The organism is Salipiger mangrovisoli, from assembly GCF_015223355.1.
In the GTDB taxonomy this organism is placed as follows: domain Bacteria; phylum Pseudomonadota; class Alphaproteobacteria; order Rhodobacterales; family Rhodobacteraceae; genus Salipiger; species Salipiger mangrovisoli.
In genome coordinates this window covers 128,602-155,168 of sequence record NZ_JADFFK010000012.1, presented here as the reverse complement: position 1 = coordinate 155,168, position 26,567 = coordinate 128,602, and the positions used below count along the sequence as shown (strand labels likewise).

Below are 26,567 nucleotides of genomic sequence, written 5' to 3'. Positions count from 1 at the left end.
CCCGACCGAGAGGACCAACCATGATCGACCGAAAACTCACCGGCCCCAAGCCGAAGACGCAGATGCCCAAGGGCGCCTGCGACACCCAGATGCACATGTACCTTCCGGGATACAGCTGGCGCGAGGATGGCCGGGGCGTGCCCGCCGAACCGCTGCCGACGCCCGCGATGTACCGGCAGGCGATGGGCTGGCTCGGCATCGACCGGGTGGTGATCACCCAGGGCAACGGGCATGCCATGGACAATTCCAGCCTGCTCGCCTGCGTCGCCGAGATGGGCGATTGCGCGCGCGGCGTGGCGGTGATCACCGGCGAGACCCCGGATGCCGAGATGGCGCGGCTCTCTGCGGGGGGCATCGTCGGGGCGCGGATCATGGACCTGCCCGGCGGGGCGGTAGGGCTGGACCAGCTCGAGGCGGTGGACGCGCGCGCCCAGGCAGCGGGATGGATGATGGCGGTGCAATTCGACGGCACCGCGCTGCCGGAGCTCGAGCCACGGCTGGCAGCGCTGAAATCCAACTGGGTGCTCGACCACCACGGCAAGATCTTCGGCGGCGTCACCCCGGAGCATGTGGCGGTGATCAAGCGGCTGATCGACGGTGGCCGCTGCTGGTTCAAGTTTGCCGGCTGCTACGAGGCGACCACCACCTCGGGTCCCGACTATCCCGACATCGCCGCCCTCAGCCGCGAGATCGGCGCCCATGCGCCCGAGCGCATCGTCTGGGGCACCAACTGGCCGCACAATGCCGCCGGCCGCACCGAGGACTATCCCGACGACGCGCATCTGCTGGACCTTGCGATGAGCTGGCTGCCGGACGAGGCGGCGCAGCGGCAGGTGCTGGTGGAAAATCCGCAAAAGCTCTATGGTTTTCCGACGTTGGACTAGGGGAAGGCCATGGCCCGGATACTCTGCTACGGCGACAGCCTGACCTGGGGCCATGACCCTGACAACGGCGCGTTGCGCCACGCCTTTGACGATCTCTGGCCCTCGGTGCTGGCCGGGGCGCTGCCCGGCGTCACCGTGCTCGCCGATGGCGTCGGCGGGCGGACAACCTCCTTCGACGACCACGCCGCACCCTGTGACCGCAATGCCGTGCGCACGCTGCCGGTGGCGTTGGCGGCGCATATGCCGCTCGATGTCGTGGTGATCATGCTCGGGACAAACGATCTCAAGCCGAAGTTCGGCGGCATGGCACTCAGCGCGCAGCAGGGCATGCGGCGGCTGATCGAATTGATCCGCGGCTTTCCCTACAAGCCGGCGCGCGCACAGCCACAGGTGCTGATCGTCGCGCCGCCGCTCTGCATTGGTCCGGCCGAGGGTGCGCTCGACAGTCCGGTCCGTGCGGCGCAGTCGGCGCTCTTCGCGCCGCTTTACGCCGCGCTGGCCGAGGAGATGGGCGTGGCCTTCTTCGATGCCGGGACCGTGGCGCAGGCCTCGTCGGTCGATGGCATTCACCTTGACGCGGCGAACACACGTGCCATCGGCGCGGCACTGGCAGAGCCGGTGCGCGCGCTTCTCAATCCCTGAGGCTCAGGCGGGGGCGCGGGCGGTCAGCCGCTGCGCCGCCGCCATCATCAGCGGGCCGACCCCCTTGGCATCATCCTCGACGATATCCTCGCTGAGGTAATACTCCCGCGAGCCGTCGCGCATCTTGCCGTCGAAGCCGCCGAGTCCCGCGACGTGGCAGATGCCGGTGAAGCGCGTCGCGCCGCCCTCGGTCTCGAGCCGTGTCTCGACCAGCGCGTCATAGGCGCGCTGCCCGTGCTCGAACCCGTCGTCCAGCCCCAGCTCGCTGCCCCGCATCAGCGCGTAGGCGAACATGGCCGAGGCAGAGCTTTCCTCGTAGTTGCCCGCAAGATCCGGCGCATCGAGCACCTGCGGCCAAAGACCCGAGGGCAACTGCTGGCGGACCACGGCATCGAGCAACTCGGTGGTCTGCCGCCTTGGGGCGCGCTCGGGGACCAAGGCGCAGATGTCGACCAGCGCCATGGCCAGCCAGCCCACCGCGCGCGCCCAGACCGCCGCAGAACGGCCGGTCTCGGGATCGGCCCAGCCCTGCGTCTTCGCCGCGTCGTAGCCATGCACGTACAGCCCGGCGGGTCCGCGTGTCAGGTCGAGCGCGCGCGAAAGCTGCGACAGGGCATCCTCGATCAGCGCGGGCTGCCTGGTGCGCAGCCCGTATTCGATCTGGAAGGGCAGCCCCATGTAGAGCCCGTCGAGCCAGACCTGCTGCGGGTAACGCTGCTTGTGCCAGTAGTTGCCCGCCGCCGTGCGCGGGTGGCGGGAGAGCTGTGCGGCCAGATGCGCCGCCGCAGCCATGTAGCGCGGATCGCCGGTCTGGTCGGCGAGGTGGAAAAGGCACCGCCCGGCGAGGACATGGTCGATGTTGAATTCGTCGATGCGATAGCCCGCGAGCGTGCCATCCGGGGCAATCTGCGCGTCGGTCAGGCGCTTCAGGTGATCCCACCAGCGCGCCTCTCCGGTCGCGTCATGCAACAGCGCGAGGCCGCGGTAGACGCAGCCGTCCTCGTAGCACCAGCTGCCGTCCTTGTAATGGCTGTAACGGGCCGCGAAGGCGTCGAAATAGTCGAGCACGGGTGTGGCGAGAGCGGTCATGGCTGGGCGGGGCTCCGGTTGAGGAAATCGTCGGTGCTGAGAGGGGCGGCGTCGGGGCGAAGGTCGCCCTCGATCATCGCGTGTTCGGCAAGCACGCCAGCGTGGCGCAGGGCGCGGACGCCATCGGCCATGACCGGCGGCTCGGCGCGGGCCTCCGGGTCATGCGAGACCAGCGTGACATTCGAAAGGCGGATCGGACCGATCGGGGCCTCGGGCAGGCCGAGGAAGGCACCGAGCGCATGGGCGAGCCCCCGGACCTCGACATCCTCCACCGTGATCCTGCCGATGTGCGGGGTGAGGTGGCTGACCGCCCCGGCTTCGCGGGTCTGCACCCAATCGGCGTGGCCGTCGTGGTCGCAATAGTAGTGGGCGTTGGCCGAGAAGGCGGTCAGCACCCCGTCCATGGTCACGTTGCGCATGGCGATGCGGGCGATCTCGCCGCCGCGGCCGCGTCGGGTCTTCAGCCGCAGGCCGCGGTCGGTGCCGACCATCTCGCAGTCGCGGACGGTCACATCGGTGACGCCGCCCGACATTTCCGAGCCGATGACGCAGCCGCCGTGGCCGCGCTCCATCAGGCAATGCTGCACGGTGACACGGCGGGTGGGGCGCAGGTGGTCTTCCTCGCCCTTGTCGCCGCGCTTGCCCGCCTTGATCGCGATGCAGTCGTCGCCGACCGAGAAATGCGTGCCGAGGATGGTGACGTCCTCGCACATGTCGGGATCGAACCCGTCGGTGTTGGGGCTGTCATGCGGCGCCTCGATGCTGAGACAGGCGGCGAAGAGGTCGCGGCAGCCCTGCGGGTGGATGGTCCAGCTGGGCGCGTTGCGGATGGTGAAACCGATGAGACGGGTGGCCTCGGCACCGATCAGGTGCAGCCCGCGCGGGCGGCGGGCACCGTTGCGGGTCTCCTTGGGCCAGGTCCACCAGTCGCCGCGGTCGCCGCCGCCATCGAGCGTGCCGAAGCCCTCGATGGTGAGGTTGCGCGTGCCGATCGCATGCAGAGGGGCGCGGAAGCAGGGCTCGGGCAGGCCCTCCCACGAGCCAAGCATCGTGCCATCGGAGGCACGGGCGGGCAGGATCGGCCAGCCGCTGCGATCCGCGGGCGCAGTCAGCGTGGCACCTTCGGACAGATGCAGGATCATGTCCGAGCGCAGCTCGATCGGGGCGCAGAGCCAGTTGCCGGGCGGGACAATCAGCGTGCCGCCGGTGGGCAGCGCGGCGATCGCCTGGGCAAAGGCCGCGCCGTTGCCGGCGGCGGCCAGAAGGGTGTCAGGCAGGTCCGCGCGGGCGCCATAGGCGGTGACCTCGAGCGCGCCGGGGCAGGCGGCGGTGGTGAAGGCCAGGGTCTCGCCGTCGCAGTCGAAGTGATATTCGGTGCCCGGCTCCAGCGGACCGAGGGGCAGCACCACGCGGGACGCCACACCTTCGGCGATGGTCGTGCCCTCGCGGCAGAGCCGCCAGGGGCGGGCCGGGGCAAGCGTGAAGCGGGCGGGCGGCGGCGCGAGGCACAGCACGGCCATGCGCGGAGTCACCGCGGCGCAACGGAGGGTCATGGGAAGGGCTTTCGTCTTGGGAGAGCGGCGCGGCCCCGAGGACTGGGGCCGTGCCTTGCGTGGTGTCAGATCAGTCGAACTGGCTCAGCACGTCATTGGCGCCGTCGATGATGTAGGCGGCGGCCTCCTCGGCGCTGACCTGGCCGTAGGCGAACTCTTCGAGCGTGTCGACGAAGGTGGCACGCAGTTCGGGATGTTCGTTGAACGGCGAGACAGCGGGGCCTTCGGAGGCCATCATGATCTCATGCGCCTTCAGCAGCTCTGGCTTGATCGCGCCGGCAGCCTGCAGCCGCTCCAGCGCCACCTTCGAGGCCGGCAGGCCGCGGGTGTCGCCAAGCGCGTCGATGCCCTCGGGCTCGTTGACCAGGCAGTTGAGGATCTCGGCCGCGGCCTCGGGATTCTTCGAGTGCTTCGAGATCGACAGCAGCATCGAGGGCTTGCGGTAGACGCCTTCGGTCACCGCATCCTCGAATTTCACCATGGGCACCGCAGTCAGGACCTCGCCCTCGGCCAGCGGGTCGGAGAACTTGAAATAGGTGCTGTCCCACTCGTAGGAGCCGGCAATCTTGCCCTCGGCCCAGGCGGTCTTTTCGTAGAGCTTCACGTTGCCCTCGGCGGCCTCGTCCTGGCGCGACTGGATGGCGCCGGTGTCGACCATGCGCTGGTAGAAGTTGATGCCTTCGACCAGCTCTTCCGGGGTCCATGCGACGCGGTTGGTTTCCGGGTCCACGAGGTCCTTGCCGGTCTTCTGGGTGACCGCGAGCGAGACCAGCAGCTGCGCGCTTTCCGAGACGGCGTTGAACAGGCGGTAGTCCTCGCCCTCCTTCTTGCGCAGCGCCTCGGCGGCGCCGAAGAACTCGTCCCAAGTGGTCGGTGCGCCAAGCCCGGCCTCTTCGAGCGTCGTGGTGTTGAAGAAGAACACGCGGCCGGTGGTCGAGACCGGGATGCCCTGCACGTGGTCCTTGACGGTGACGCCATCGAGGTCGGTCTGCGGGTATTGCGACAGGTCCACCCCGCCCATGTCCTTGAGATCGGCAAAGCCGGTGCCATCGCGCGAGAACAGCGGCAGCCACGGCCAGTTCACCTGCATGATGTCGGCTTCCGTGCCGCCCGCCATCTGGGTGGTCAGCTTTTCAAGATAGCCCGCGAAGCCGGTGAACTCGGGGGCGATGGTGTGGCCGTATTTTGCGCCGCAGGCCTTCAACGCCTCCTGCGTGGCCACGTGGCGCGAGTCGCCACCCCACCAGCTCATCCGCAGGTCGGCCGCGTTTGCGGCCGACAGGGCGCAGGGTAGCAGGGCGCTGGCGAGCAGCGCCGTCTTGATCGACTTCTTCATGGTGAAAACCTCCTCCAAGTTTTCGGGTCAGCCCGCGAGGGGCAGGGATACGTTGCGGCCGCTCTGGCGGTCGAAGATATGGGCGTGGCCAAGATCGGGGGTCAGGCGGATGCGCTCGTCCGAGCGGTCCAGCGCGTCATATTCGGCGGCTCCGGCGACGGTGGTGATCTCCTTGCCCTCGAGCATGGCGTGCAGGTAGACCTCATGCCCCATGAACTCGGCCGAGCGCAGCCGCGCGGTCAGCCCGTTGCCCGCCGAGAGCTTCATATGCTGCGGGCGGATGCCGAGGGCGGCCTCCTGCGGCTTCGACTGCATCCGGTTCAGCACCGCCTCGTCGAGCGAGATGACCTGCCCGCCGAGGCGGAAGTCGGTGCCCTCGATCTCGCCGTCGATCACGTTCATCTCGGGCGAGCCGATGAAGCCCGCGACAAAGAGGTTGGCGGGGCGGTCGTAAAGCTCCTTGGGGGTGGCGACCTGCATGATGTGGCCGTCCTTCATCACGCAGATGCGGTCGCCCATGGTCATCGCCTCGGTCTGGTCGTGGGTGACGTAGACCACCGTCGAGGGGCGGCCCTCGGCCTTCAGGCGCTTGTGCAGATCGGTGATCCGCACCCGCATCGAGGCGCGCAGCTTGGCGTCGAGGTTCGACAGCGGCTCGTCGAACAGGAACACCTCGGGCTTCTTGATCAGCGCCCGGCCCAAAGCCACGCGCTGCGCCTGACCGCCGGAAAGCTGCTTCGGCAGCCGGTCGAGCAGCGGCTCGATCTCGAGGATGCGGGCGACCTCCTGCACGGCGGCCTCGCGCTCGGGTTTCGGCACATGCGCGAGGCGCAGGCCGAAGGCGAGGTTGGAGCGCACCTTCATGTGCGGGTAGAGCGCGTAGTTCTGGAACACCATGGCGATGCGGCGCTTGCCGGGGGGCAGGGCGTTGACGATGCGGTCGCCGATGCGGATCTCGCCGCTGGTGACTTCCTCGAGCCCGGCGATCATCCGCAGCGTGGTGGACTTGGCGCAGCCCGAGGGGCCGACCAGCACCATGAACTCGCCTTCCTGGACGTCGAGGTCGATCCCGTGCACCGCCTTGAAGCCGCCGCCGTAGACCTTCTCGAGCTTGCTGAGTTGCAGACGTGCCATTGGATTATCCTTTCACCCCACCGGCCGAGAGGCCTTCGATGAAGTATTTCTGAGCCATGAAGAACACGATGAGCGCGGGCGTGATGGTGAGCACGGACATCGCCAGGATGCGGTTCCATTCGAACGCCTCGGTCGTGTCGATCGAGAGTTTCAGCGCCAGGCTGACCGGGTACTTGTCGACCGAGCTGATGTAGATGAGCGGGCCGAGGAAGTCGTTCATCGTCCACATGAACTGGAAGAGGCACACCGAGATCAGCGCCGGGGCCAGCATCGGCACCACGATGAACACCAGCGTCTGCCAGCTGTTCGCGCCGTCGACCCGCGCTGCCTCTTCCATGTCGCCGGGGATGGCGCGCAGGAATTGCACCAGCATGAAGACGAAGAAGGCGTCACCGGCGAAGGCAGAGGGCACCCAGAGCGGCAGGAAACTGTCGAGCCAGCCCAGATCGCGGAACAGCAGGTACTGCGGGATTCGGGTGACCACGTTGGGCAGCAGCAGGATGGCGATGACCGAGCCGAAGAGCAGCTTCTTCAGCGGGAAGTCGAAGCGGGCGAAGCCATAGGCCACCATGGTGCAGCTGATCGCCGTGCCGATCACCTTGGGGATGATGATCAGGAAGGAGTTCAGGAAGAACCGCCCGAAAGTGTAGGGGGTCGAGGTCTCCCAGCCCTTCACGTAGCCCTCGGTGGTGGGCTGCTGCGGGATGAAGCCGGGGTTGGCGAAGATCTCGGCGTTGGTCTTGAAGGACGCGCCCACCAGCCAGATCAGCGGGTAGAGCATCAGCAGCCCGACGCCGAAGAGGATGACGTAGCGCACTGCGGCGGAGATCTTGGCGTTGCGGATCTGCCGGGCGTTGGCGGCGCGGGCCTCGGCGAGGCCGTCGGCACCGGCGGTGATGACGTCGGAGGCGTGTGAGATATCGGTCATGTTCAGCTCCGCTTGTCGCCGGCGTAGTAGACCCACTTCTTCGAGGACCAGAAGGCCGCGAGGGTGAGCACCATGATGATCACGAAGAGCACCCAGGCGATGGCCGAGGCATAGCCCATGTCGAAGCGGCGGAAGGCCTCGTCGTAGATGTACATCGGCAGCAGGTAGGTGGACTTCAGCGGGCCGCCCTGGGTGATGATGTAGGGGCCGTTGAACTCCTGGAACGCCTGGACCATCTGCATGATCAGGTTGAAGAAAATCACCGGGGTGATCAGCGGGATGGTGATGAAGATGAAGCAATGCGCCTTGCTCGCGCCGTCGATTTCGGCCGCCTCGTAGAGCGACTTGTCGATCGACTGCAGCGCGGCGAGGAAGATCACCATGGCCGAGCCGAACTGCCAGCAGCGCAGCAGGGTGATGGTGAAGAGCGCGTTCTGCGGATCGCCGAACCAGTTCACCGCCTCGAAGCCGAGCCCGGTCAGCATCATGTTCACCAGCCCTTCGGAAGCGAAGATGTAACGCCACAGCACCGCGATGGCGATCGACCCGCCGAGGATCGAGGGCACGTAAAAGGCGGTGCGGAAGACGTTGATGAACTTCAGCTTGTAGTTGAGGATGTAGGCGATGAAGAGCGCGAAGGCGAGCTTCAGCGGCACCGTGGTGAACACGTAGATCAGCGTCACCGTGAGCGAGCGGCGGAACGTCCGGTCCTTGGTGAACAGCTGGATGTAATTCTCCAGTCCCGTCCATCTTGGCGCCGACATCAGGTTGTAGTCGGTGAAGCTGAGATAGAGCGATGCCCCGAAGGGGATCATCGTGAAGACCAGAAGTCCGATGATGTAGGGCGTCAGGTAGCCAAGCCCCAAAGCGCGCTTGCGCGTCATGGCCGGCCTCCCGTGCCGCGACCTGCCGGAACGGCGGCCGACTTCGGCGAAATAAGCATATGTCCTCCCGAACTGTGCGGAGTTTGCCCATCCCGTTGCGTCAGCTCGCCCTCTCCTCGGGGCTGGCGGGTGACAGGCGGTCCTGTACAGTTGTATGATGAATTCATGACAGATGGCGAGCGTGGATTGAATTCACCAAGATGGCGAAAAAGATGGACGAAATCGGAGGCTCAATTCTCGACCGCGTGCCCGCGACGGCGCTGACCCTGACGCTGACGCGCTCTGCCATCCGCATGCAACATTCCAGACTCTGGCGCATCGAGAAGGAGAATCCGGTCGAGGATCTGGTGATCGCGCTGAACGGACGGGGCGAATACCTTGTCGGCGACGAGCGTTTCGCGCTTGAGCCGGGCGAGGCGATGCTGCTGCGCCGGGGCGAGGCCTTTACCGGCTGGAACGAGGGCGCGGGGCTCTACACCGGGCTGGCGCAGCATTTCACTCTGGGCATTTATGGCGATGCGGATCTCATCGCGCAGATGGACCTGCGCCGGAAGGTGCGGCTGTCACGCTGGGACGAGCTGGCGCCGCTGGTGCGAAGCTACCGCGAGAGCGCGCCGCCGAACTCGGTGACGCTGATGCAGCATCATCTTTTCATGGTCTTCCTGATCGCCTTCGTCGACGATGCCTTCCTCGGCTGGCGGCAGGGCGGGTCGGTGCCGATCGACGGCGCGGCGGCGATCGACCTTGCGGTGATGAAGGCGGCGGCGCAGATCTCGACCGCGCCGCTCGACCCCGAGGTCGCGGCGCTGGCGGTCGAGCAGGCGCCCTACAACGACGACTATTTCCACCGTGCCTTCCGCGACCGGCTGGGGCGCACCCCGCGCCAGTACCAGGAATATTGCCGGATGGAGCGCGCCATGTCGCTGCTCGAGCGCGGCATGAGCCCGTCGCAGGTGGCCGGGGAGATCGGCTATTCCGACCCCTATTACTTCAGTCGCGCCTTCAAGCGGCAGATGGGGATCAGCCCGCGCGGCCACCAGCAGCGCGTGAAGCGCGCGCAGGACGGTCAGGTCATGGGAATGGACGAGGCCGACCAGGCGCGGGCGCTGGGGCAGGGCTAGGGGCCGCTGATCGCTCCCGCTCGGCGCGCGGTCCGGAAGCGATCAGAGGAAATCGTCGCGTCGCGGGGTGAAGCAGTCGATCAGCCGCCCGGCCTCAAGGCAGTCACAGCCGTGCTTGGCGCCCGAGGGAATGACGAAACTGTCGCCCTGCTTCACCTCGAAGCTCTCGTTGCCGAGGAAGAAAGTGAAGCGCCCGCTCTCGCAATAGGTCGACTGCACGTGCGGATGATGGTGCAGCGCGCCCTTTGCGCCGGTCTCGAAGCGGAAGGAAACGACCATCAGTTCGGGACTGTCGGCCAACACCTGCCGCGCGACGCCGGTGTCGGGGAAAACAACGGGAAAACTGCTCATGAAAGGCTCCTGATGGGGCTATTTGCCGCTTTTGCGCAGCAGGTTGCGGTAGCGCGACTGCGCGCCCTTGAGGTGCAGGCGCATGGCCAGCCGCGCCGCCTCCTCGTCGCCGTCGATGATCGCGGTGACGATGGCTTCGTGCTCGGCGTCGATGGCCTGGAGGTAAACGGCGGTGGCGGCATCCTTGGTGTCGCTCAGCGCGTGGCGCGGGATCAGGCTGGCGCCGATCATCGACAGGAAGTCACGGAACCGCGGGTTGTTGGTGGCATCGGCGATGGCCAGATGCAGCTCGAAATCGGCCAGCGCGGTGGGCTCGCCGGCGCGCGCCCTGGCGCGCAGCGCCCCGAGGGCCTGAAGGATCAGCTCTTCCTGCGCCGGTGACCGGCGCAGGGCGGCGAGCCCGGCCGCCTCGACCTCGACCGCGGTGCGCAGCTCGAGCATCTCGATCATCGAGGAAATCCGCACGAAGTCGATGTTCTGGAACGGCAGGTCGAGCTCGGGACGCTGGTCGAGCACGAAGACGCCGGCCCCCTGGCGCGGCTCGACAAGACCATCGTAGCGCAGCGAGGCGACGGCCTCGCGCACCACGGTGCGGCTGACCTCGAATTCCTCGGTCATCTTCGCCTCGCTCGGCAGGCGGCTGCCGGGCGCATATTGCCCGCTTTCGATCTGCGCCCGCAGGCGGTCGCGCACCTGTTCGACGAGAGTCTTGCCGCTGCCGCGAGAGGGGCGGGCCGTCCTGACTTTCTGCTCGGTCACGTCTGTGGTCTTCTCGTTCCTGGCTGCGTCTCACCTATATTACAGGTTTCGAAGGGCCTGTCCACGCCCGGCGCTCTCCTCGGGCCTTGGCGCGGACGATTTCAGTCAAAGCGACGCGCCGCCAACTCCGCATTTCGTGAGGATTGTCGGCTTAATGCGCAAGATGTCACGCGCTGTGGGCTGGCGTCGGCGGGGAACGGCGCAGGGATCTGATAGCTTTGCAATGTTGTATGATAACATCTTGAAGCTACGGCCCATCCGTGGTTCCTTGGCCGCGACAGCGCGGCCGGGTCCGGACGCGCAGGACGATCTTCTTGGGAGAGAGCACATGCTGACCGTCGAAACCCGCCACGCCATCCATCCTGCCCATGCCCGCGACATGTGGACCGAGGAGCTGCGCGAGCATTTCCTGGCGCAGGACATGTTCCGCGATGGCGAGATCCGCCTGGTCTACACGCATTACGACCGTTTCGTCATGGGCGGCGCGGTGCCCGGCAGCGGCAGGCTGACGCTGGATGTGGTCGCGGAGACCAAGACCCCGAACTTCCTCGACCGCCGCGAAATGGGCATCGTCAACATCGGCGAGGCGGGCACCGTCGAGGCCGGCGGCGAAACCTACGAGATGGGCCGCGGCGACGTGCTCTACCTCGGCATGGGTGCCGGTGCGGTGACCTTCTCGGGGGCGGGGCGCTTCTACATCACCTCCTGCCCGGCGCATAAGAGCTACCCGTCGAAGCTGATCACCCTCGCCGATTGCGTCGAGGTTCAGATGGGCGCGGCCGAGACCTCGAACAAGCGCACCATCAAGCAGTTCATCCATCCGCAGGTGATGGAAAGCTGCCAGCTGATCCTCGGCTACACGTCGCTGGAAGAGGGCTCGGTCTGGAACACCATTCCCAGCCACATCCACGACCGGCGGATGGAGGCCTATCTCTACTGGGGCATGGACGCCGAGAGCCGCGTGCTGCACCTGATGGGCGAGCCCGACGAGACCCGCCACCTCTTCGTCGCCAACGAGGAAGGCGTGGTCAGCCCCAGCTGGTCGATCCACTCGGGGGCGGGCATCGGCAAGTACACCTTCATCTGGGCGATGGCGGGCGACAACGTCGATTACACCGACATGGACTTCATCCAGCCCAAGGACCTGCGCTGATGTCCGGGCTCTTCTCGCTCGAAGGTCGGCGCGCGCTGGTCACCGGTGCCAACACCGGCATCGGCCAGGCCATCGCCGTGGCGCTGGCCGGGCAGGGCGCCGCGGTCACCTGCGTCGGGCGCCGCGCCTGCGACGAGACCGTGGGGATGATCGCGGCGGCGGGCGGCACGGCGGACAGCCTGCTGCTCGACTTCGCCGATCCCATGGCGGCGAAGGATGTCTTCAAGGAGGCCGGCTACACGCTGCTGGTCAACAACGCCGGGATCATCCGCCGCGCCGACAGCGTGGAGTATTCCGAAGCGGACTGGGACGCGGTCATCGACGTCAACATGAAGGCGGTGTTCTTCACCTGCCAGGCCTTCGGCCGCGAGCTGATCGCCAAGGGGCAGGAGGGCGCGGTGGTCAACATTGCCTCGCTGCTCTCCTTCCAGGGCGGCATCCGGGTGCCGGCCTATACGGCGGCCAAGCATGGGGTTGCCGGGATCACCAAGATCCTCGCCAACGAATGGGCGCGGCACGGGATCACCGTCAACGCCATCGCGCCGGGCTATATCGCCACCAACAACACCACGGCGCTGCGCGAGGATCCCGAGCGCTCCGAGGCCATCCTCGCGCGCATCCCCGCCGGCCGCTGGGGTGATCCCGAGGACATCGGTGGCACCGCCGCTTACCTCTGCTCGCGCGCGGCGCGCTACGTGACCGGCGCGGTGCTCAACGTCGACGGCGGCTGGCTGGCGCGCTGAACGGGCGGCGCGCCTGCGCGTGCCGCGGGACCGCCTCCGGCGGGCGTATTTGCCAAGAGAAGAAGGGGGGCATGGCGCTCCCCTTCTGCTTTCCCGCGCGGCCTTCGGTCCCGGCGGTTTCTTCTAGGTCCAAATATCCCGGGGGAGCCGCGCAGCGGCGGGGGCGGAGCCCCCTCCTGGGGGTCACTCGGCGGCAGGCGGCGGCATCAGGTCGAGCTCTTCGCCGGTCAGCTCGCGGCGCATCATCTGGAGGGTCATATTGTCGGGGGTGCGCGCCAGCGCCGCGTCCAGCAGCGCGCGGCCGCGCGGCGCGTCGCCCATGGCGAAAGCGATGCGCACCTGCATGATCCAGGCATCGCTGAGCTGGGGGTCGAGCCGGGTGGCCTCGGCGAAGGCATTGGCCGCGGCGGGCAGGTTGCGCATCACGAGGGCCATGCCGCCCATCTGCAGGTGCGTCTCGGGGAAGTCGAGGCGGCTCGCCATCGAGGCCTGCCATTCGCCGTAGGCTCTGCGCAGCGCCGTTTCGTAGCGCGGCGGCAGGGCGGCGATCTGTGCGTCGAGCAGGGATTGCGCGGCGGCCATGCGGACCGAGCGCGAGGGATCGCTGAGCGCGCCCATGAGGCGCGGCGCGCGGGTCATCGCCGGGGCGACGCGCTGGAGCCGGACGGCGGCGCTGCGCACCAGCGGGTCGCTGTCCTGCAGCAGGCCCTCGAGCGCGGCGGCCTCGGCGGGATCGCCGGTCTGCTCCAGCAGGTAGATCGCCGTGGCACGCACGATGCCCGCCATGTCGGTGTCCTGCGACAGGCTGCGCAGCTCCGGCGCGGCGCGGGCGGGATCGCGGCGGCCGTGGGCGAGCGCCTCGCCGTAATGCGGTCCGCGGTGGCGGCTGTCCGGGAACCATTCATCGAGCTTGGCCGCCGCCCAGTCGGGGTTCTGGTCCGCGTGGCAGCTGGTGCAGGCGTCGGGCGCGCCGGTCTCGGCGTCGAGGTCGGGGCGCGGGATGCGGAAGGAGTGATCCGCCCGCCAGTCGTTGCCCATGTAGACACGCTCGACCATGTGGCAGTTCTTGCACTGCGCCCCGGCCGACCCCTCGGGGTGGCGGGTGTGCTCGGGCCCGTCGAAGACCTTGAGGGGCAGCGAGGGGAAGTCGGGGTTGCCTGCCGGGCTGTGGCATTGCGCGCAGACGGCGTTGCCCTCGGCGATCAGCTCGGCCTCGTGCGGCAGGTGGCAGTTGGAGCAGCTGACGCCTTTCTCGTACATCTTGGACTGCAGGAAAGAGCCGTAGACGTAGACCTCGTCGAGGATCTGCCCATCCGCCTCGTAGCTGCCCTCGCGCAGCAAGGAGAGGTTGTAGGCGTCATGATAGGGGGTGCCCGGCACCGGGTTGCCCTCGGTGTAGGGCTCGCGCCGGGAGTGGCAGCCCGCGCATTGTTCGATCATCTGCGCGGGGTCGGACATGTCGACCGTGAAGCCATGCGCCGGGGGCGGCGCCGCCTGCGTGGTCTCGTAGGTTTCGGCCCAGCCCACATGTGCCGCGCCGGGGCCGTGGCAGGCTTCGCAGCCGACACCGATCTCGACCTGCGTCGAGGCGAAGCTGCGGGTTTGCGGATCGTAGTTGGCCTCGAAGCCGGTGGCGTGGCAGGCGGCGCAGCGGCTGTTCCAGGTCTTGTAGGCTCCGGTCCAGTGCAGCCCGTCGTCGGGGGCGTAATTTTCTTGCGGATACAGGTGGAACCAGCCGCCCTTCTCGGTGTCCCAGACCACGTCGAAACTTTGCAGCCGCCCCGGTTCTGTCTCGAGGATATATTGCTGCAAGGGCTCGACGCCGATCACCGAGTGCACGTCGTATTCGGTGGTCACCCCGTCACGCTCGGTGACGCTGACATGGGCCTTGCCCTCGGGCGTGAGGCTGAAACGCGCCTGCATGTCGCCCAGCGTGAACTCGGTGCCGTCGAAATTCGCCGTGATGGTCTCGCCGGTCGCCTCGGTCCAGGCGAGGGCGTGATGCGAGCCCTTCCAGGCGGCGCCCGCGGCCTCGTGGCAGGTGATGCAGCGCGCGGAGCCGAGATAGTCCGGCACGCCGTCCGCTGCGCTGTCCTGGGCCCACGCGGCGGAGGTTGTCAGGGCCAGCGCAAGGCAGAGCAGGAGATGGGCAAGGCGGTGCGTCATGAGGCGGGTTCCGGAGAGAAAAATATATGCGGTGAAAAGACTTGGATCGCGCGGCGCGCATGGGGCGATCCTTTCCGAGCAAGACCGCTACGTCAAGCCTTGGCGGGGCGTTCGGGGTCAGTCGAGGGCAATGCTGAGCCGCCAGTCCCCCCCGGCGCCGCTGCGGTCGACGAGGCGGATCAGCAGGTCGCCACCTTCGGGAAGCACCAGCGACAGCGGCGTGCCCGGGTCGCCGCGCGCGAGCAGCGTGGCGGGGCGCACGAAGGCCGCGATCCCTATGTTGCCGGGGGCGTCGAGGCTCAGCGTCACCGCCTGATCCGGAGGCGCGGCGGTGATCAGGTCGTGGATGCCTCCGGGCGCGAGCGTGCCGAAGAGAAGTCCGGCGCGCAGGTCGAGCTGCCGGGTTTCGGTGGCGCTGACGGCCGGGCTGCTCAGGGCCGCCGGATCGGCCCCGGCGAAAGGCGCGAGATAGCTGGCCGCGACCCATCCTGCCTGCGCGCCGTCGAGGCTCTGCACCTGACACCAAGGGTCGGGCGCGGCGGCGCAGCCGAGGTTGCGCAGCAGCGCGCCGGGATCGAGTTCGGTGATCACCGGGGCATCGGTCGAGGGCGCGTGGCGGAGCCGCAGCGTCCCTTCGCTGGTGACATAGACGAAGCTGCTCTGCGGCAGGGGCGGCGCCTCTTGCGCCGGGGCCAGCGCCGGAGCGGCGAAAAGCGACGCGAGCAGCAGGATGCGGAGCTTGGCAGCCGGGCTCATGGCCGGGGTGCCTCCTCGGGCTGGGGCGAGCGCAGAAGTCCGCTTTCCATGATCACGAAGCCGCGGTCCGACCGCCGTTCGGGGGTTGCGGCGATGTCCGAGATCACCAGCGTCAGCCCCGGATGGGCGTAGCCGATCAGCCGTTCGCGGGTTCCGGCGGAGAGGACGAGCCGATCGAGAATGCTCGACTCCGGTTGCAGAGGGCGCTCCGGATCGGGCTGATGGGTGACGCCGAGCCAGCGCAGCTTGCCCTGTTCCGCGGCGCTGAGGATCAGCACGTGCTCGCCCAACGGGCGGTCATCGTCGAGCATGAAGGTCTCGGTGAGCAGCTCGCGGCCGTCGCGCAGCAGCGTGATGCGCCGGTCGGGCGAGGTGACCAGCGCCGTGGTGATCGGATAGGGCGCGCTCTGATCCCAGGCGTCGGGCCAGTCCGAGGGGCGCTGCCGCACCTCGAGCTCGCGCACCGCGCCATCGAGTTCCGCCTCGGTGAGGCGCGCGAGCACGAAGCCTGGGTGGATCAGTTCCCACGGGTCGCTGCTGTGGCCGGCGACGATCACCGGCGTGCCCAGGTGGGTGATCTCGTAGAGCCGTTTCGAGAAGTCCATCGGCAGCCGCACGCACCCGTGCGAGGCGGGGTAGCCGGGCAGGTTGCCCGCGTGCAGCGCGATGCCGTCCCAGGTCAGCCGCTGCATGTTGGGCATGGGGGCGTTGTTGTAGATCGTCGAGTGGTGATCGACGTCCTTTTGCAGGATGGTGAACACCCCCGTCGGGGTTTCGTGTCCGGCCATGCCGCTGGTGCAGGTCGAGACCGCGATGCGGATGCCGTTGCGATAGACATGCACGCGCTGCTCGGGCAGCGAGACGATCACCGCGACCGGACCGCGCGGCGCGCGCTCGGGGTGCCAGGTGAACTCGCCGGGCAGCATCTGATCGAGCTCGACCGGCAGCTGCTGCGCCTGGCCCGGCCGCGCGAGGGCCAGCGCCGCCGTCGCGGCGCGCAGCAGGGTACGGCGGGTCAGCATGGGTCGGCTCGGCCGAGAAAGGCAGAAAGGAGCATCAGCCAGGGTCACGTCGGGCAGGGCGCGGGAAGGCGCGGCGCAGCAGCGCCACGAGCAGAATGTTGAGCAGCGGTGCGAGAGCCGCCAGCCAGGGCCAGAGCGGCTCTGGAAAGGGGTCGATCATGCGGTTCCAGGGCAGCCCCAGCGGGATCAGGAAGGCACCGGCGAGCGGGTCGCGATCGATGCCGAAGAGGCCGAATTGGCCAAGCAGGAAGATCGCAAGCGCCGCGAGATAGGCCAGTATTACCCCCCAGAGCGCGATGCCCAATATGTCCCGCTTGGCCACGGCCCGGTGCCTCTGCCGGTTCAGCACAGGCCGATCAGGCGTCCGGCTTGACTTCGGCCGTGGTGCCGTCGGCATAGGCGATGCAGCTCCATTGGGTGCGCTCCGGGCCGACGCGGACGGTCACCATCGTCCCGGCCTCGGAGAACTCCGAGCCGGTGAGCTCCAGCTCCTTGGTCCCCGCGGTGGTCGCGACGTCGCGCAGGCAGGCGGCCTCGGCCTCGGTGGCCGGGCGCATGTTGGCGGCGGGCTCTTCCTTGCCGCCGCAGGCGGCGAGGGCGGCCAGCACGGAAAGCCCGAGGGCCGCTGTGGGGAGTCTGTGGAATCCGGTCATGTTGTCTGGTCTCCCTGGTCTGAAGGGCGGGGTCTGAACGACCCGATCTGAAATGCAGAGACTGGTCCGCTCCAAGCGGCCCTGTGAAGGCGGGCTCCCGCGGGTTGTGGTCACCCGCGGGGGCGGATCACCGCGCTGCACCGCGCAGCAGGCGCACGATGAGGATCAGAATGATGGCGCCGATCACCGCGGCGATGATCGAGGGCACCAGCCCGGCACCGAAGGACACGCCGATCAGCGGGAACAGCCAGCCCGCGACAAGCGCGCCGCCGATGCCGAGAATGATGTCCATGACGAGGCCCGAACCGCCGCCCTTCATGATGACGCTTGCCAGCCAGCCGACGATGGCACCGATGACCAGCGTGATGATCAGACTGACCAGCGCGTTGCCGCCCGTGGCCACGGCGTCCGGCGTGGCGTCCTGCGCGAGCGCCGGGGGCGCAGCGAGGGCGAGGGCGGTGAAGATGTGGAGTTTTCTCATAGTGTCGTCTCCTTGGGTAAACGCGCGCTGCTGGCGCGGGGCATGGCCTCTGGTCCGCCGCGACGAGATGCGGCGCGGCTGTGGCAGAAGCGGGATGTGCGGAGAGGAACGGGAGGTTGGAATGGGCGGCGGCCGCGGCGAGGAAGGATCACGTTGCCGCCCGCGCGACGGCGAAGCGGGGTTCGCGCCAGACAGGGAATGTCGCGAAGGCGTTCGGTCAACATAGTCCACCCTTGAAGCAGTCCTGATGCGGCGCGGGAAACGAGCAGGATCACTGCCTGAGCTAGGCGCCGCGACAACGGGCAATCGGGCAAAACGGGCAACTGGTAAAAGCTTTGATTCGAAGGAAATTCAGTCCATTCAACTTTCTCAGGTTACCGGAAATGTCCGGATTATTATCATACATTTTAAAAACATCTTATCCCGGCGAGACTCTGCCGCTGATCCGTTTCGGAACCAGCATCACCTCGTTCCTGTTGAACAGACAGCTTGGCAGAACGGAGGACCGCATGGCCACCACAGACAAACCCCGCAACCGCACCGCGCCGTCGCAGAAGGGCGGGCAGGCCCCGCGCAGGTCATCGACCGGCGCCAAGTCGGGCGCGGCCGAGCCGGTCGGCGAGATGCGCCGCCGCACCGACGATTATGCCCGTCTCGCGCGCCGTGCCGATGACGAGGCGCTGGTGTTCCGTCCGAGCGAGCTTGTGGGACAGGCGCGGCGTCTGCACGTGCGCAGCACGATCATCGAGGATCACATGGTGCGCATCGACCAGAAAGCCTCGGGGGCGGACGAGAAGTTCCGCGTGCTGTCGAAGTCGTTTTTCTCGTTCTTTCGGGGCACCTCGCTGCTGTTCCACCGCGACATGACCGGCGATGACGCGCGGATGCCGACGGTGCTTTGCCTCGGCGATGTGCATCCGGGCAATTTCGGGGTGATGCCGAACGCCGACAACGTTCCGATTTTCGGAGTGAACGATTTCGACGACGTGATCTACGGCCCGTTTGTCTGGGATCTCAAGCGCGGCGCGGCGGGTTTCATGATCGCCGCCGAGGTCGAGGGCGGGTTGAGCCGCAAGAAGCAGCGCAAGATCGCCAAGAAGTTCCTCAAGGGGTATCGCCACGGCATGGCGTTCTTTGCCGAGCACAACACCGAGCAGAACGTCGAGATGCGCGAGGACAATTGCCCCAAGATCATCCGACCGCTGTTCCGCAAGGTGCGCCGGTCGCGTGAGGATTGGCTGAAGGACCGTTATCTGGAGGAGACCGGGCGCGGCTTCCGCGCCAATGACGAGCTGACCCCGGTGAGCAGCCGGGTCGAGGAGTTCCAGAAGCTGGTGAAGGCACTCGCCGGGCAGAACGGCATCGAGGCGGGCGGCCGCCACGGGCCGCTCAATGTCAAGGACGTGGCCATGCGGCATGGTCAGGGCACCGCCTCGCTGGGGCTGCCGCGCTACTACGTGCTGCTTGAGGGGCCGTCGGGCAATGCCAGCGACGACATCATCATCGAATTCAAGAAGGCGCGGCGCTCGGCGCTCGAGGGGCTGGTTCCGACGCATGATTTCGACGCGGGCGATCAGGGCGACCGCATCGCGCACGGTCAATCCGTGCACCTTGCGCAGGGCGATGTCTTCTACGGCAACGTCGACATCGAGGGCGAGAGCTTCATGTCGCGCGAACGCGCCCCTTTCCGCAACGATGCCGATCTCGACGACCTGTCGAAGAAGGACTGGCAGCGCTACGCCTTCGCCTGCGGGCGGGCGCTGGCGCAGGCCCACGCGCGCTCGGATGACCTTGGCCAGCTCGACTATGACATCGAGCCGGCGATCCTTGAGGCAATGGCGCCGGCGGAGCTGTTCATCGACGACATCCTCTGTTTCGCCGAGGAAGCCGTGGCACGGCTGCGCCGCGACCACGCGATGTTCCGCCGCGATCTGAAGCTCGGGGCCTTCGAGGTGACCGAGAAGCGCTACCGCTAGGGCGCGGTCAGACCATCGAGACGAGCAGCGCGCAGATCCGGTCACGGTCGTAGCGCTCGGGATCGTCGGTGGTCAGCGGCAGTCGCTGGCAGGGGATGCCGTGGCGCTCGGTGACCTCGGCGCAGGCGGCGGGGTCCTCGGAGCCGTCGCAGAGCACGTGGCTCATGAGCCGCGTCGCGGGGACGTCCATCCCCGCATCCGCGCGCAGCGGCGCGAGGATCGCAGCCACCCGATCGGCCAGGCGCAGCCCCAGCGCTTCGGGGTCGGTGCCAAGGCTCGGCACGTAGACCTTGGGCACCTCGCAGCGCGCGATGGTGCGTCCGACGCCGCCGGGCAGCAGGTTGGCGACAACCGAGGAAAACAGGCTTCCCGGCGGGTAGCAGATCAGGTCGGCCTGCCGGATGAGCTTGCGGTTGCGCTTGGGCAGGGGGACCGAGGCGGGGTCGATCTCCTGGCCTTGCTGGCAGAGGAACAGGCGGGTGATGGGTGTGTCGATCGGCGCAGCCTCCTTGCCGCTGATCTGGCGCTGACCGTGGATGCGCCGCCCATCCGCCAGTTCGACCCCCAGCTGCAGGTTGCAGTCAACGACACCGCGCACCGTGCCGCGCACGTCCACCATCTTGGACATCAGGAACAGCACTGGTTCCAGCTGCCGCCCATGGGCGAGGTAGCCCCCTGCGAGAATGAGGTTGCCGATGCTTGCCCCCCGGTAGTCGAAGGTCATCGGCGCGGCCACGAGGAACTCGCGCAGGAAGTCGCGGATCAGCAGCCCGACGGGGCTGGAGACGGCCTTGATCAGCGGGTGCGTGCCAGCCACCAGCGCCTCGACCTCGCCACGCAGCGGGGGGCTCGGCGCGTCCTTTGCGAGGCGGTGGCTGAACAGGGCGTAGATGTCGGGCTGGCCAAGGTCGCTTTCGTCGGCCAGCGCCATGAGGCGGCTGCGCAGATCACCGACGGCCGGCATGTCGAAGGCCTCGCGCAGCACCTGACTGCTGCCGCCGCTGTCGAAGGGGGTGATCAGGTGGGCGGAGTTGTAGGTGTAGCTTTTCAGCGCGCGCGAGACCTTGGTGAGCGCGCTGCCGCCGCTGAAGAACAGGATGCGCGGCCCGAGGTGCGGTGCGCTCAGTGCACGGGCGACGCGCAGGTCGTCGGGCAACTGCGCGCTGCGGGTGAGGGTGATCTTGGTCATCGGGCCTCTGTTCTGCTCTCTACCCCGGCATCCGCCTGCGCCGAGTTTGCCAGAGGCAAATGGAACTGCGAAGCCCGCTGTCGAGGCGGCGGCGGATTTTTCCCGTTGGGCCGGTCGGTTGCGGTGTCTATCCCGTGCGGCTCAACTGGCCGGATCGTACATGAACTCGCGCAGTTCCTGGGCGCAGCGGCAGGCGGCCGCGATCTTCTGGGCCCAGATTTCCGCCTCGGCGCGCGAGGGCAATTCAAGCACCGTGAAGCCGCCGGTCAGGTGGCTGCCGCGATAGGTTTCGGGGCAGATCTCGCCGTCGGCGGTGACCATCACCGGGGCAACCTGCTCGTCGATGCCGCCGCCGAAGACATAGACGCCGGCGGCCTTCGCCTGTTCGATCACAGCATGGGAGTCCGCCACCACCTGCGGAAACTCCTCGTCGGTGAGTGTCATGGCTTCGCTGGGAAAAGAGATGAGATACTTGGTCATGCGCTAGGATGCCTTGCGCGCGGCCACGAGACAAGCGGCCTGCGCTGCGCGGAAAGGCCGGGCGGGCCCATACGCAAAAGGCCGCCCATCGGGCGGCCTTTTGGTCGGTTGGGTGCCGATCGGCCTTCAGCCGCGCTCGGCGATGGCGTTCAGCGTCGGGCGCATGCCATCGAGCGCATAGCCCGCCTTGGCGGTGGCCGCGAGGATGTCGTCCGTCGGCATCTTGCCCGCCTGGCCCATGGCCCAGACCGTTGCACAGCGGGTGCCCGAGCGGCAGTAGGCAAAGACCGGGCCCGCGGCGTTCTCGATCAGCGACGCCTGCTCGGCGACGAGATCGAGCGTCAGCCCGTCGTGAGTCACCGGCAGCACGGCGAATTCCATGCCTGCCGCGCGCACGGCGGCGCCGATGGTCTCGGCCTGCAGCTCGGGCGGCACTTCGCCGTCGGGCCGGTTGCAGATGACCAGGGTGAAGCCAGCCTCGGCCAGGGCGGGCACATCCTCCACCGCGATCTGCGGCGAGACGGTGTAGCGGGGGGTGATGCGGTTCAAATCCATGGCAAACGGTTATTCCGCCGCCACTGGCTTGTCGAGTCTCCTGCGCAGGGCCGGGGCCGCGAACATGCCGGTGATCATCGCCGCCACGAAGACGTAGAGCGACGCGCCGCCATAGCTGAGCGAGGCGATGGACGGGCCGGGGCAGAGCCCGGCGAGCCCCCAACCGATGCCGAACAGCACCGAGCCGAGCACCAGCTTGCGGTCGATCTGTGTTCCGGGCTTCGGCGGCAGCGGCGTGCCGAGCGCCGAGCGGTTGAGGCCGCGCGCGACGAGCCAGGCCAGCGCCATCGGGATCATCGCGCCGCCCATGACGAAGGCGAGGGTCGGGTCCCAATTGCCGAAGACGTCGAGCCACCCTTGAACCTTGGCGGTGTCGGTCATCCCCGAGGTAAGCAGGCCCGCGCCGAAGAAGCCGCCGGCGACGAAGGCGAAGAAGAGCCGGGCCGGAGAAAGATAGGACATGTCAGATCACTCCAAGCAGGTGACGGAAGATCACCACGCCGACACCGCCGGCAAGGATGTAGCAGCAGGTGGCGACGATGCCGCGCAGCGACAGCCGAGACATGCCGCAGACCCCGTGGCCCGAGGTGCAGCCATTGGCCAGGCGCGTGCCGATGCCGACCAGCAGCCCGGCGGCGACCAGCACGGGGATATTGCCGGTGATATGGGTGTCGACCGTGCCGCCATAGAGCGGCAGCAGCAGGGCGGGCAGCAGGATCACCCCGGCAAGGAAGCTCAGACGCTCCCACTTGCTGTCGCCGGCCGAGCCATCGACCAGCGCGCCGATGATGCCCGAGGCGCCCATGATCCGCCCGTTGACGAGCAGGTAGATGGCGCCGCCGGTGCCGATCAGCAGGCCGCCGATCAGGCCCCAAATCCAGTCTGGTTGCATTTGCGCGTTTCCTAGTGTCATGCGGCCGCCCGAAAGCGCGGCGGCCGTTCAGAATGGGAGGGGTGCGCTCCGCCCGGAAACGGAACGCACAGCTGTGCGTGAGCGGTGGTCCTGAGCGGTCAGAGCTTGTTGACCGGCACCTTCAGGAAAACGTCGCCCTTCTCGTCGGCGGGCGGCATCTGGCCGGCGCGCATGTTCACCTGCAGCGACGGGATGATCAGTTTCGGCATGGCGAGGGTCGCGTCGCGCGCGTCGCGCATCTTGATGAACTCCTCGGCCGACTTGCCGGTCCCGACGTGGATGTTGAGCGCCTTCTGTTCGCCCACGGTGGTTTCCCAGGCGTAGTCGTCGCGGCCCGGTGCCTTGTAGTCGTGGCCCACGAAGATGCGGGTCTCGTCCGGCAGCGCCAGGATCTTCTGGATCGAGGCGTAGAGCGTCTCGGAGGAGCCGCCAGGGAAGTCGCAGCGGGCGGTGCCGAAGTCGGGCATGAACAGCGTGTCGCCGACGAAGGCGGCATCGCCGATCACGTAGGTCAGACAGGCCGGCGTGTGGCCCGGCGTGTGCAGCACGTCGCCGCGCAGCTGGCCGATGTGGAAGGCGTCGCCCTCCTTGAAGAGCTGGTCGAACTGCGAGCCGTCGCGCTGGAACTCGGTGCCCTCGTTGAACACCTTGCCGAAGGTGTCCTGCACCACGGTGATGCGCTCGCCGATGCCGATCTTGCCGCCAAGCTCGCGCTGGATGTAGGGCGCCGCCGAAAGGTGGTCGGCGTGCACGTGGCTTTCCAGCAGCCATTCGACCTTCAGGTCGTGCTCCCTGACGTAGGAGATGATGGCGTCGGCCGAGCGGGTGTCGGTGCGGCCCGAGGCGTAGTCGAAGTCGAGCACGCTGTCGACGATCGCGCAGGCACTGCCCGAGGGGTCGCGGACGACGTAGGAGATGGTGTTGGTGGCCTCGTCGAAGAAGGCGGTGACTTCAGGTGTGATCATGGGACGATCCTCCGTTTGACTATCATATAGACAAAACTGAATGTGTGTTCAAGGATTCGTTGCGATTGACCCATATCATGGTCATCATCGCCGGGTTGGTGCATGATTCACATCAGCCGGACCCTAGTACCCAAGGCGGGATCAGGCTGTTCGATACGGCAGTTAGAGAAGGGGCCGGGATCGCGCCGACGGGGGAGGGCAACGAAAGGCTCAGGGGCTCAAAAGGCCCAGGGGTCCACAAGGCTCAGGGCCCAATTGGCTGCAGCCGAATTGCGGCGCGTCGGAAGGACTGTGCAGGTCCGCTTGGGGTTGCGCAGAACACGTCAAGGCATTTCTGGACGGCGCGTGCGGCCCGCATCGGGCGTCGCGCCAGTGTCGGCGCGAGCGCAGCTTCGCCCTGGCACACCGACATGGAGGAGACAGACCATGGACGACAGATTGAAGCGGCGGATGGATACGGTTGAACGCGCGCTCGCCGATGCGCGCGGCGCGGAACACGCGGCGCTCGTGGCCGAACTGGAACGGCTGGCGGTCGAGGCGCGGGTGCGCGGCGTCGCCTTGCCCGCGCATGTGCGCGATCGCCTGCGCTGCGAGGTCGATGCCGAGCTCGAAGCCCGTTTCGACAATATGCCGATCTGAGAGGCAGCGCGCTGCCTGCAGGACCTGTACACCTGACCGCCGCGCGGTCCGCTGGGGCGGCGCGGCGAAATCTCGTCTTGCCGTGCCTTTCGGAACGCTCTAGCTCGCGCGGATGCCGATGAGGCATGGAAATCATGACGGGCCGCGCGGCACAGGCTTGCGCCCGCGGGCGAAGGGAAGGGCAGGCAGATGGCGCAGACGGCGGGCGCGGTTGAGGTGCGCATGGGTGAGGGGATCGCTTGGCTGGTCATGGCCGGCGATGCCGCGAACCGGCTGACCGCATCCTTGCGCCGCGAGCTCCTGTCCGCGCTGGGCCGCGCCGAGGCCGATGCCTCGGTCGCCTGCATCGTGCTGATGGGGGCAGGTGCCTGCTTTTCCGAGGGCGATGACCCCGCCGAACTCGAGGCGCCCCATGCCGCGCCGGATCCCGCAACGCTCTGCCGCCGGGTCGAGAACTGCGCCAAGCCGGTGATCGCCGCGCTGCAGGGCCGCGCGCTGGGCACCGGTGCCGAGCTGGCGCTGGCGGCGCATTATCGGCTGGCCGCGCCGGGCACGCGCTTTGGCCTGCCCAACGTGATCCTCGGCCTGACCCCTGCCGCCGGCGGGACGCAGCGCCTGCCGCGTCTGATTGGCGCCGCGCCCGCGCTCGAGTTGATGCTGTCGGGCCGGGCAATCCCGCTCGAAGCCGCCCCGGCGGGGCTGATCGACCACCTTGCCACCGGGCCGCTGGAAGAGGAGGCACGCGCCTTCTGTGCTGAATTGCGTGCCGAGGCGCTCGGGCCGCGCCCGGCCGCGCAGCGCCGCGACGGCTTCGCCGATCCGATCGGCTACCAGCAGGCGGTTGCAACGCGCCGCGCCGCGGTCGCGGCCACCCCCAATCCCGCCCTGCGCGAGATTGTCGCCGCGGTCGAGGCGGCGCAGCTGCTGCCCTTCGCCGGGGGACTCGAGTTCGAGGGGGATGCCTACGAGACCTGTCGCGAGTCCGAGGCAGGGAAGGCGCTGCGCGCGATGGCCGCGGCAGAACGCGCCGCCGCTGCCGCGATGGCGCCTGCGCGGCCCGGCCCGCGCCGCATCGCCGTGCTGGGCGAGGGGCCGCTCGCGGTGCCGCTGCTGCTGGCGCTGCTGCCGGTCGCGTCCGGCGTGGCCTGGGGCTGCGAGTCAACCGAGGCACTTCACGCCGGGGTGATTGCCCTGCGCGACCGGCTCGAGGAGGCGCAGAGCCGCGGCACGCTGAGCGAGGAAGAGGCCGAGCAGCGCCTGTCGCGCCTGCGCGTCGGGAGCCCCTCCGAGATGGCCGGCCGCGCAGAGCTGATCCTGCTTGCGGGTCCCGGACAGCGTGACGTTGCTGCCCCCGCCGGGGTCAGCCGCCTCGTGGCCTATCCGGGCCGTGTCGAGGAAGTGGGCCTGCGCTTTGCCCCGGCTCCGGCTGCCGCGAAGCTGGTCGAAGTGATCGCCGGCCCCGAAGCGCGCGCCGAGCAGCTGGCCGAGGCAGAGGCGCTGGCGCTGCGGATGGGCTGCCTCGCGGTGCGCGTGCGCTCGGGCGGCGAGAGCCTCGGAGGACGTCTCTTCGACGCCTGCTGCCGTGCTGCCGATGCGCTCGTCGATCTGGGTCAGACCCCCTATGACATCGACGCGGCCTGCCACGACTGGGGCTGGCGGCGCGGACCCTTCCTGCGCCGAGACCAGATGGGCCTAACACGTCTCGACGCGCAAATCCGCGCCGAGGGCGCGGTGAACTGGGCAAGCGAGCTGGCGCGTCTCGGGCGCAAGGGCCGCGGGGCCGGAGGCGGTTTCTACGATTGGCCCGAGGACGGGGCCCCGCAGCCCTCCGACGAGGTTGGCGCGCTGCTCGCCGCCCGCCGCGAGGCGGCGCCGCCGCTGCCCGCTGCCGAGCTGCGCCGCCTGCTGATCGGCGCCATGGCAAACGAAGGCGCGCGGATGCTTGGCGCGGGCATGCTGCGCCGCGCCTCCGACCTCGATCTTGTGGCGCTGCAAGTTCTGGAGCTGCCGCGCTGGCGCGGCGGGCCGATGCATGTCGCGCTGCAAATGGGCGCGCGGGATTTGCGCGGGGCGCTCGCGCGGGTCGCACATCCCGACCGCGCCTTCTGGACACCGCACCCGCTCTGGGACGATCTGGTCACGCGCCGTGCCGACCGCTGGCCCGACCTCTGGCCCGAGATCTGACCAGAGAGCTG

General features: G+C 68.1%; 28 protein-coding genes. 8 read left to right on the top strand and 20 right to left on the bottom strand.

Annotated features, from left to right (window positions below; genetic code table 11):
- The first annotated feature begins 20 nt into the window (after nucleotides 1-20).
- Both IQ782_RS16700 and IQ782_RS16695 read left to right on the top strand, forming a co-directional pair.
- Entirely contained in the window at nucleotides 21-884 is an 864-nt protein-coding gene (locus tag IQ782_RS16700) for an amidohydrolase family protein (protein WP_194135795.1), read from the top strand.
- A 9-nt stretch (nucleotides 885-893) separates the two neighbouring features.
- Nucleotides 894-1,526: an SGNH/GDSL hydrolase family protein gene (locus tag IQ782_RS16695; RefSeq protein WP_194135794.1), complete on the top strand. Its 633-nt coding sequence runs from the start codon at nucleotides 894-896 to the stop codon at nucleotides 1,524-1,526.
- A gap of 3 nt (nucleotides 1,527-1,529) precedes the next feature.
- Here the strand turns inward: IQ782_RS16695 and IQ782_RS16690 are convergent, their stop codons facing one another.
- The 6 genes from IQ782_RS16690 to IQ782_RS16665 all read right to left on the bottom strand — a co-directional run bounded on the left by IQ782_RS16690 (nucleotide 1,530) and on the right by IQ782_RS16665 (nucleotide 8,450).
- Nucleotides 1,530-2,615, bottom strand: coding sequence for a glycoside hydrolase family 88/105 protein (locus tag IQ782_RS16690; protein WP_194135793.1), 1,086 nt, complete (start codon nucleotides 2,613-2,615; stop codon nucleotides 1,530-1,532).
- Nucleotides 2,612-4,168 (bottom strand): polygalacturonase PglA, encoded by a 1,557-nt coding sequence (gene pglA, locus IQ782_RS16685; protein WP_194135792.1) that lies wholly within the window; start codon nucleotides 4,166-4,168, stop codon nucleotides 2,612-2,614. Before pglA ends, IQ782_RS16690 begins: the two co-directional genes overlap by 4 nt.
- A 70-nt stretch (nucleotides 4,169-4,238) precedes the next feature.
- A complete protein-coding gene (locus IQ782_RS16680; RefSeq protein WP_194135791.1) occupies nucleotides 4,239-5,504 on the bottom strand; it encodes an ABC transporter substrate-binding protein in 1,266 nt (421 codons plus the stop codon).
- Nucleotides 5,505-5,531: 27 nt separating this feature from the next.
- Entirely contained in the window at nucleotides 5,532-6,638 is a 1,107-nt protein-coding gene (locus IQ782_RS16675; RefSeq protein WP_194135790.1) for an ABC transporter ATP-binding protein, read from the bottom strand.
- A gap of 4 nt (nucleotides 6,639-6,642) precedes the next feature.
- A complete protein-coding gene (locus IQ782_RS16670) occupies nucleotides 6,643-7,566 on the bottom strand; it encodes a carbohydrate ABC transporter permease (RefSeq protein WP_194135789.1) in 924 nt (307 codons plus the stop codon).
- A gap of 2 nt (nucleotides 7,567-7,568) precedes the next feature.
- Nucleotides 7,569-8,450, bottom strand: coding sequence for a carbohydrate ABC transporter permease (locus IQ782_RS16665; protein WP_194135788.1), 882 nt, complete (start codon nucleotides 8,448-8,450; stop codon nucleotides 7,569-7,571).
- A 212-nt stretch (nucleotides 8,451-8,662) separates the two neighbouring features.
- On the opposite strand from IQ782_RS16665, the gene IQ782_RS16660 reads away from it, so the two are divergent.
- Nucleotides 8,663-9,571, top strand: a complete 909-nt coding sequence (locus IQ782_RS16660; RefSeq protein WP_194135787.1) for a helix-turn-helix transcriptional regulator — start codon at nucleotides 8,663-8,665, stop codon at nucleotides 9,569-9,571.
- Nucleotides 9,572-9,613: 42 nt separating this feature from the next.
- Here IQ782_RS16660 and IQ782_RS16655 read toward each other — a convergent pair whose 3' ends face one another.
- Nucleotides 9,614-9,922: a cupin domain-containing protein gene (locus tag IQ782_RS16655; protein ID WP_194135786.1), complete on the bottom strand. Its 309-nt coding sequence runs from the start codon at nucleotides 9,920-9,922 to the stop codon at nucleotides 9,614-9,616.
- Between the two features lie 18 nt (nucleotides 9,923-9,940).
- The gene (locus tag IQ782_RS30325) at nucleotides 9,941-10,681 is read right to left on the bottom strand and encodes an FCD domain-containing protein (RefSeq protein WP_194135785.1); all 741 of its coding nucleotides are present in this window, start codon (nucleotides 10,679-10,681) and stop codon (nucleotides 9,941-9,943) included.
- A 328-nt stretch (nucleotides 10,682-11,009) separates the two neighbouring features.
- Here IQ782_RS30325 and kduI point away from each other — a divergent pair, with 328 nt between their 5' ends.
- Both kduI and kduD read left to right on the top strand, forming a co-directional pair.
- Nucleotides 11,010-11,834 carry a 5-dehydro-4-deoxy-D-glucuronate isomerase gene (kduI, locus tag IQ782_RS16645; protein WP_194135784.1) on the top strand — a complete coding sequence of 275 codons (825 nt, stop codon included), beginning with the start codon at nucleotides 11,010-11,012 and terminating at the stop codon, nucleotides 11,832-11,834.
- The gene (kduD, locus tag IQ782_RS16640; protein ID WP_194135783.1) at nucleotides 11,834-12,577 is read left to right on the top strand and encodes a 2-dehydro-3-deoxy-D-gluconate 5-dehydrogenase KduD; all 744 of its coding nucleotides are present in this window, start codon (nucleotides 11,834-11,836) and stop codon (nucleotides 12,575-12,577) included. Before kduI ends, kduD begins: the two co-directional genes overlap by 1 nt.
- Nucleotides 12,578-12,760: 183 nt before the next feature.
- On the opposite strand, the gene IQ782_RS16635 is transcribed toward kduD, so the two are convergent.
- From IQ782_RS16635 to IQ782_RS16610, 6 genes are all read right to left on the bottom strand, one after another.
- Nucleotides 12,761-14,743 carry a multiheme c-type cytochrome gene (locus tag IQ782_RS16635; protein ID WP_194135782.1) on the bottom strand — a complete coding sequence of 661 codons (1,983 nt, stop codon included), beginning with the start codon at nucleotides 14,741-14,743 and terminating at the stop codon, nucleotides 12,761-12,763.
- A gap of 117 nt (nucleotides 14,744-14,860) precedes the next feature.
- Nucleotides 14,861-15,499: an SH3 domain-containing protein gene (locus IQ782_RS16630; protein WP_194135781.1), complete on the bottom strand. Its 639-nt coding sequence runs from the start codon at nucleotides 15,497-15,499 to the stop codon at nucleotides 14,861-14,863.
- Nucleotides 15,496-16,521: a L,D-transpeptidase gene (locus IQ782_RS16625; protein ID WP_194135780.1), complete on the bottom strand. Its 1,026-nt coding sequence runs from the start codon at nucleotides 16,519-16,521 to the stop codon at nucleotides 15,496-15,498. The genes IQ782_RS16630 and IQ782_RS16625 overlap by 4 nt, the downstream gene beginning before the upstream one ends.
- Before the next feature lie 34 nt (nucleotides 16,522-16,555).
- On the bottom strand, nucleotides 16,556-16,843 hold the full coding sequence (locus IQ782_RS16620) for a hypothetical protein (protein ID WP_338092599.1): 288 nt from the start codon (nucleotides 16,841-16,843) through the stop codon (nucleotides 16,556-16,558).
- A gap of 34 nt (nucleotides 16,844-16,877) precedes the next feature.
- The gene (locus IQ782_RS16615; protein ID WP_194135779.1) at nucleotides 16,878-17,174 is read right to left on the bottom strand and encodes a hypothetical protein; all 297 of its coding nucleotides are present in this window, start codon (nucleotides 17,172-17,174) and stop codon (nucleotides 16,878-16,880) included.
- A 127-nt stretch (nucleotides 17,175-17,301) separates the two neighbouring features.
- The gene (locus IQ782_RS16610) at nucleotides 17,302-17,655 is read right to left on the bottom strand and encodes a GlsB/YeaQ/YmgE family stress response membrane protein (RefSeq protein ID WP_194135778.1); all 354 of its coding nucleotides are present in this window, start codon (nucleotides 17,653-17,655) and stop codon (nucleotides 17,302-17,304) included.
- Between the two features lie 509 nt (nucleotides 17,656-18,164).
- Between IQ782_RS16610 and IQ782_RS16605 the strand changes: the two genes are divergently transcribed.
- Nucleotides 18,165-19,631 carry a DUF2252 domain-containing protein gene (locus tag IQ782_RS16605; protein ID WP_240989344.1) on the top strand — a complete coding sequence of 489 codons (1,467 nt, stop codon included), beginning with the start codon at nucleotides 18,165-18,167 and terminating at the stop codon, nucleotides 19,629-19,631.
- A 7-nt stretch (nucleotides 19,632-19,638) separates the two neighbouring features.
- On the opposite strand, the gene IQ782_RS16600 is transcribed toward IQ782_RS16605, so the two are convergent.
- From IQ782_RS16600 to IQ782_RS16575, 6 genes are all read right to left on the bottom strand, one after another.
- A complete protein-coding gene (locus IQ782_RS16600) occupies nucleotides 19,639-20,820 on the bottom strand; it encodes a GAK system CofD-like protein (protein WP_194135777.1) in 1,182 nt (393 codons plus the stop codon).
- A 141-nt stretch (nucleotides 20,821-20,961) separates the two neighbouring features.
- Nucleotides 20,962-21,300: a YciI family protein gene (locus IQ782_RS16595; RefSeq protein WP_194135776.1), complete on the bottom strand. Its 339-nt coding sequence runs from the start codon at nucleotides 21,298-21,300 to the stop codon at nucleotides 20,962-20,964.
- A gap of 126 nt (nucleotides 21,301-21,426) precedes the next feature.
- Nucleotides 21,427-21,855, bottom strand: a complete 429-nt coding sequence (locus IQ782_RS16590; RefSeq protein ID WP_194135775.1) for a protein tyrosine phosphatase family protein — start codon at nucleotides 21,853-21,855, stop codon at nucleotides 21,427-21,429.
- 9 nt (nucleotides 21,856-21,864) lie between these two features.
- Complete coding sequence (locus IQ782_RS16585; protein WP_194135774.1) at nucleotides 21,865-22,317, bottom strand: DUF6691 family protein; 453 nt, start codon at nucleotides 22,315-22,317, stop codon at nucleotides 21,865-21,867.
- Nucleotide 22,318: 1 nt separating this feature from the next.
- Nucleotides 22,319-22,747, bottom strand: coding sequence for a YeeE/YedE family protein (locus IQ782_RS16580; protein ID WP_194135773.1), 429 nt, complete (start codon nucleotides 22,745-22,747; stop codon nucleotides 22,319-22,321).
- Between the two features lie 119 nt (nucleotides 22,748-22,866).
- A complete protein-coding gene (locus IQ782_RS16575; protein WP_338092602.1) occupies nucleotides 22,867-23,730 on the bottom strand; it encodes an MBL fold metallo-hydrolase in 864 nt (287 codons plus the stop codon).
- A 429-nt stretch (nucleotides 23,731-24,159) separates the two neighbouring features.
- On the opposite strand from IQ782_RS16575, the gene IQ782_RS16570 reads away from it, so the two are divergent.
- Both IQ782_RS16570 and IQ782_RS16565 read left to right on the top strand, forming a co-directional pair.
- A complete protein-coding gene (locus IQ782_RS16570; protein ID WP_194135771.1) occupies nucleotides 24,160-24,372 on the top strand; it encodes a hypothetical protein in 213 nt (70 codons plus the stop codon).
- A 189-nt stretch (nucleotides 24,373-24,561) separates the two neighbouring features.
- Nucleotides 24,562-26,556: an enoyl-CoA hydratase-related protein gene (locus IQ782_RS16565; RefSeq protein ID WP_194135770.1), complete on the top strand. Its 1,995-nt coding sequence runs from the start codon at nucleotides 24,562-24,564 to the stop codon at nucleotides 26,554-26,556.
- Nucleotides 26,557-26,567: the final 11 nt, after the last annotated feature.